The 4,902-nt window shown below is 72.2% G+C and carries 4 protein-coding genes and 1 pseudogene; all 5 read left to right on the top strand.

Annotated elements, in window-relative coordinates; translation table 11 throughout:
• Positions 1–80: 80 nt before the first annotated feature.
• Complete coding sequence (gene trpS / locus I5E_RS12855; RefSeq protein ID WP_042723854.1) at positions 81–1,034, top strand: tryptophan--tRNA ligase; 954 nt, start codon at positions 81–83, stop codon at positions 1,032–1,034.
• A gap of 2 nt (positions 1,035–1,036) precedes the next feature.
• Positions 1,037–1,636 (top strand): GNAT family N-acetyltransferase, encoded by a 600-nt coding sequence (locus I5E_RS12850; RefSeq protein ID WP_022907344.1) that lies wholly within the window; start codon positions 1,037–1,039, stop codon positions 1,634–1,636.
• A gap of 90 nt (positions 1,637–1,726) precedes the next feature.
• A complete protein-coding gene (gene ribD, locus I5E_RS12845) occupies positions 1,727–2,779 on the top strand; it encodes a bifunctional diaminohydroxyphosphoribosylaminopyrimidine deaminase/5-amino-6-(5-phosphoribosylamino)uracil reductase RibD (protein WP_022907342.1) in 1,053 nt (350 codons plus the stop codon).
• Positions 2,780–2,790: 11 nt separating this feature from the next.
• Positions 2,791–3,435, top strand: a pseudogene (ribA, locus tag I5E_RS12840) (GTP cyclohydrolase II); the annotation flags it as partial.
• A 214-nt stretch (positions 3,436–3,649) separates the two neighbouring features.
• Positions 3,650–4,902, top strand: a 1,253-nt coding sequence (locus tag I5E_RS12835; protein WP_022907340.1) for an MFS transporter, incomplete at its 3' end; no start/stop codon positions are given.

Below are 4,902 nucleotides of genomic sequence, written 5' to 3'. Positions count from 1 at the left end.
TCGCGACCCCGGGGTTCCTGCACGAACCCGTCCTCGTGCCCGCCGTCGAGCGGGGCCTCGCCGTCCTGTGCGAGAAGCCGCTGACGACGAGCGCCGAGGACTCCCTGCGGCGGACGCTGCTCGACGACCACGACGCGATCTACTGCGTCGTCGACATGCACGCCATCACCTCGCCGCAGGACCCGGCCGAGCTCCGCGCGAACACGCGGGCGACGGCCGCGCAGTACATCGCCTCGGGCATCGACCCGACCAAGGCGACGCTCTTCGTGCAGTCGCACGTGCCGGCGCACGCCGAGCTCGCCTGGGTCCTGAACACCCTGACCGGCTTCGGTGAGGCGAGCCGGATGACCCAGTTCAAGGACAAGTCCGCCCGGCAGGGTGCCGAGGCCGCGTCGGTCGGCCTCTTCACGTACCCGATCCTGATGGCGGCGGACATCCTGCTCTACGACACGAAGGTCGTGCCGGTCGGCGACGACCAGCGACAGCACGTCGAGCTCACGCGTGACCTCGCGGGGCGCTTCAACTCGCGGTTCGGCGACACGTTCGTCGTGCCGGAGGCCCGGATCCTCACCGACACGGCGCGGATCTACGACCTGCAGGACCCGACGAGCAAGATGAGCAAGTCGGCCGCGTCCGACAACGGCCTCATCCGACTGCTCGACGACCCGAAGCGCACCGCGAAGAAGATCCGCTCGGCGGTCACCGACACCGAGCGCGAGATCCGGGCCGACCGGCAGGCGAAGCCCGGTGTCACGAACCTGCTGTCGATCCTGTCGGCGTTCACCGGCACCGCGGTCGCCGACCTCGAGACGTCGTTCCAGGGCAAGGGCTACGGCGACCTCAAGGGCGAGGTCGCCGACGCCGTCGTCGCCGAGCTCGAACCGGTGCGCGCCCGCACGCTCGAGCTGCTCGACGACCCGGCCGAACTCGACCGACTGCTCGCGATCGGGGCGGACCGCGCTGAGTCGATCGCGTCCGAGACCCTCGCGCGGGTCTACGAGCGCATCGGCTTCGTGCCCCGCACCCGGCGCTGACCGTGCGCCCCGTCACGCTGTCGTCCGCCCGGGTGCACCTCGACGTGCCCACCCGGGCGGACGCCGCGGCGATCACCGAGGCCTGCCAGGACCCGGACATCGTGCGCTGGACCACGATCCCGACGCCGTACACCGCCCGGGACGCCGCCACCTTCGTCGACGCGCTCGTCGGCCCGGGGTGGGCGTCCGACCGCGAGTACACGTGGGCGATCCGCCGGACCGGGTCCACCTGGCTCGAGGGGATCATCGGGTACCGCACCGCCCGACGCGACCTCGGCTTCTGGCTCGCACCGTCGGCCCGCGGCACCGGACTCATGCACGACGCGGTCGGCCTCGTGGTCGACTGGGCCTTCGCCGAGGGCGCCCCGGACGTCTACTGGGAGTGCTACGTCGGCAACACCGCCTCGGCTGCCGTCGCCCGCGCCGCGGGGTTCTCGTACACGGGCACCGGCGACGCGCTCGTGCCCGGACGCCAGGGCGCGCCGACCGCGGCGTGGAAGGGGCTGCGCCGCGCCGACGGGACGCCGGCGTCCGACCTCCCCTGGCCCATCGACCCGGACGGGGGACAGCGTGATGACGCGTCACCGACCGATCGCCGCTAGTCTCGGAACGTGACCGCGACACCCGCTCCGCCGGACCCGTCGGCATCCCCGCCGGCGCACTCCTCGGCGTCCCCGGCCGAGGTGCGTGCCATGCGCCGAGCCCTCGAGCTCGCGGCACTCGGCCCCGCGGTCGGCGACCACGTCCGCGTCGGCGCCGTCATCCTCTCGCCCGCGGGCGACGTCCTCGCCGAGGGGTGGCACAAGGGCGCCGGCACCCCGCACGCCGAGGTGGACGCACTGTCCAGGGTCGACCCGGCACACCTCGTCGGCGCGACCGCCGTCGTGACCCTCGAACCCTGCAACCACACCGGTCGCACCGGGCCCTGCGCCGTCGCGCTGCTCGAGGCCGGTATCGGCCGTGTCGTGTACGCCGTCGACGACCCCGGTCCGGCAGCGCGCGGCGGCGCCGACCGCCTCCGAGCCGGCGGCGTCGACGTCCTGTCCGGTGTCCTCGCGGCCGAGGTCGAGGAGTTCCTCGAACGCTGGCTCCTGTCGGTGCGTCTCGGCCGCCCGTGGGTGACCGTCAAGTGGGCGTCGAGCCTCGACGGTCGGGCCGCCGCGGCCGACGGCACGAGCCGCTGGATCACCGGGGCCGCCGCACGCCAGCACGTCCACGAGCAGCGGGCAGCGCACGACGCGATCCTCGTCGGCACCGGCACCGTCCTCGCCGACGACCCGAGCCTGACCGCCCGGGGCGACGCGGGCGAACTGCTCGCCGACCAGCCGGTCCCGGTCGTGTTCGGCGACCGCCCGGTCCCCCCGGATGCCGCCGTCCGCCGCCACCCGCGGGCACTCGTGACGATGCCCGGCCACGACCTCGCCGCCTCGCTCGGCGCCCTCCGCGCGCACGGGGTCCACTCGGTGTTCGTCGAGGGCGGTCCGACCGTCGCGTCGGCACTCATCGCGGCGGGCCTCGTCGACGAGTACCTCGTCTACCTCGCGCCCGTGCTGCTCGGCGGCCCGCGTGTCGCCCTCGACGACGTCGGTGTGGGAAGCATCGGCGAGCGTCGCAGGTTGGACGTACTATCGACCACCAGCCTCGGCCCCGACCTGCTGGTCCGAGCCCGACCCCACCGCGCATCCCGCCCGGCGACGGCCGAGCCCGGGATCGCGGGGCCCCAGAACGACCGGAGCACCCCATGACCGATGCACTCACCTCCCCCACCCCCGGGAGCCCGGTCCAGTACGAGGTCTCGACGAACGTGCCCACGACGCACGGGACGTTCGAGATGCGCGCCTACCGCGATCTCGTGACCAGTGCGGAACACGTCGCCATCATCGCCACCGACCCCGCAGGCGCGAAGCCGGTCGACGGCGCGCTCGTGCGCGTGCACTCCGAGTGCCTGACGGGCGAGGCGTTCGGTTCGCTCAAGTGCGAGTGCGGCCCGCAGCTCGACGCCGCGCTCGACACGATCGCCGCCGAGGGTGGCGTCGTGATCTACCTGCGCGGGCAGGAGGGGCGCGGCATCGGGCTCATCAACAAGCTCAAGGCCTACCGCCTGCAGGAGGACGGCCTCGACACGCTCGACGCCAACCTCGCGCTCGGCCTCCCCGCCGACTCCCGGGCGTACGGCGGTGCCGCCGGCATCCTCGCCGACCTCGGCATCACGAGTGTCCGGCTCCTGTCGAACAACCCCGAGAAGCGTCGCCAGCTCGAGGAGCACGGGATCACCGTGGAAGGACTCGTGCCGCTCGTGGTGGGCATCTCGGCGCAGAACGCCGGCTACCTCGACACGAAGCGCGACCGCATGGGACACCAGCTCCCCGCGCACCTCGAAGCGGGCAGCCCGCTCGCCTGAGGCGCGTCCGGCCCGCACTCGGGCGCTCCTGGGTGGATTCGCAGGTGCACGACATCTGTCGTACGATGGGGGCTTCCGTCACAAGCGGTCCCACCACCTCGAACCGAACGCACCCGATCGGTGTCCGCGCCACCCTGCGCGAACCGACCGGTGTCCGCCGTCCGGAACACCGCTGCGCTCCTCACGAGCGTCATCCTCGGAGTCCACTCACCCCATGTCCGCCGCACCGGCACCCGCAGCCCCGAAGACCGCAGGCAACCCGCGCTCCCGCGTCGTGATCGCCAGCCTCGTCGGCACGTCCATCGAGTTCTACGACTTCTACGTCTACGCCACCGCCGCGGTCCTCGTCTTCCCGACCCTCTTCTTCCCGAACGAGGACCCGACGGCCTCGCAGCTGTCCTCGTTCGTGACGTTCGCCCTCGCGTTCTTCGCCCGTCCGATCGGCTCGATCATCTTCGGCCACTTCGGTGACCGCGTCGGCCGCAAGGCGACCCTCGTGGCCTCCCTGCTGGTGATGGGCACCGCCACCTTCCTGATCGGCTGCCTGCCGACGTTCGCCTCGATCGGCATCTGGGCACCGGTCCTGCTCGCCGTGATGCGCTTCGCCCAGGGCGTCGGCCTCGGTGGCGAGTGGTCGGGCGCGGCACTGCTCGCGACCGAGAACGCCCCGAAGGGCAAGCGCGGCGTGTTCGGCTCGATGCCGCAGCTCGGCGCGCCGATCGGCTTCCTGCTCGCCAACGGCCTGTTCATCGCGATCAACGCGGCGATGCCGGCCGGCGCGGACGGCACCCCGAACCCGGAGTTCCAGGCCTGGGGCTGGCGGATCCCGTTCCTGCTCTCCGCCGTCCTCGTCATCGTGGGCCTCTACGTGCGGTTCAAGCTCGTCGAGTCGACGGTGTTCCGGGGCGTCCAGGAGTCCGGTTCGGTCGCGAAGATCCCGCTCGGCCGGGTCTTCCGCACCTCGTGGCGCGCGGTCATCATCGGCACCTTCGGCATGGTCGCGACCTACGTCCTCTTCTACTTCATGACGACCTTCACCCTGTCCTACGGCACCACGGGCGCCGAGGCCGGGCCGCTCGTCCCGAAGATCGGCCTGGGCTACTCCCGCGGCGAGTTCCTCACCCTGCTCATGATCGGCGTGGTGTTCTTCGGCATCTTCACGCCGGTCGCCGGCTTCCTCGCCGACCGGTTCGGCCGTCGCCGCACCCTCATCCCGACGACGATCGGCATCGCGCTGTTCGGCCTGACGTTCCAGCTCTGGTTCGCCGCGTCCACCGGTCCGATCACGGTGGTGACGTTCCTCATCGTCGGGCTGTCGCTGATGGGCCTGACGTTCGGTCCGATGGGCGCCCTGCTGCCGGAGCTCTTCCCGACGAACGTCCGGTACACCGGCTCGGCGATCGCCTACAATGTCGCGTCGATCCTCGGCGCGTCGCTCGCGCCGACCATCGCCCTGGCACTCTGGCA

This window comes from Curtobacterium sp. B18, from assembly GCF_000333375.1.
Classification (GTDB): Bacteria; Actinomycetota; Actinomycetes; order Actinomycetales; family Microbacteriaceae; genus Curtobacterium.
This window is presented reverse-complemented; position numbering and strand designations above follow the sequence as displayed.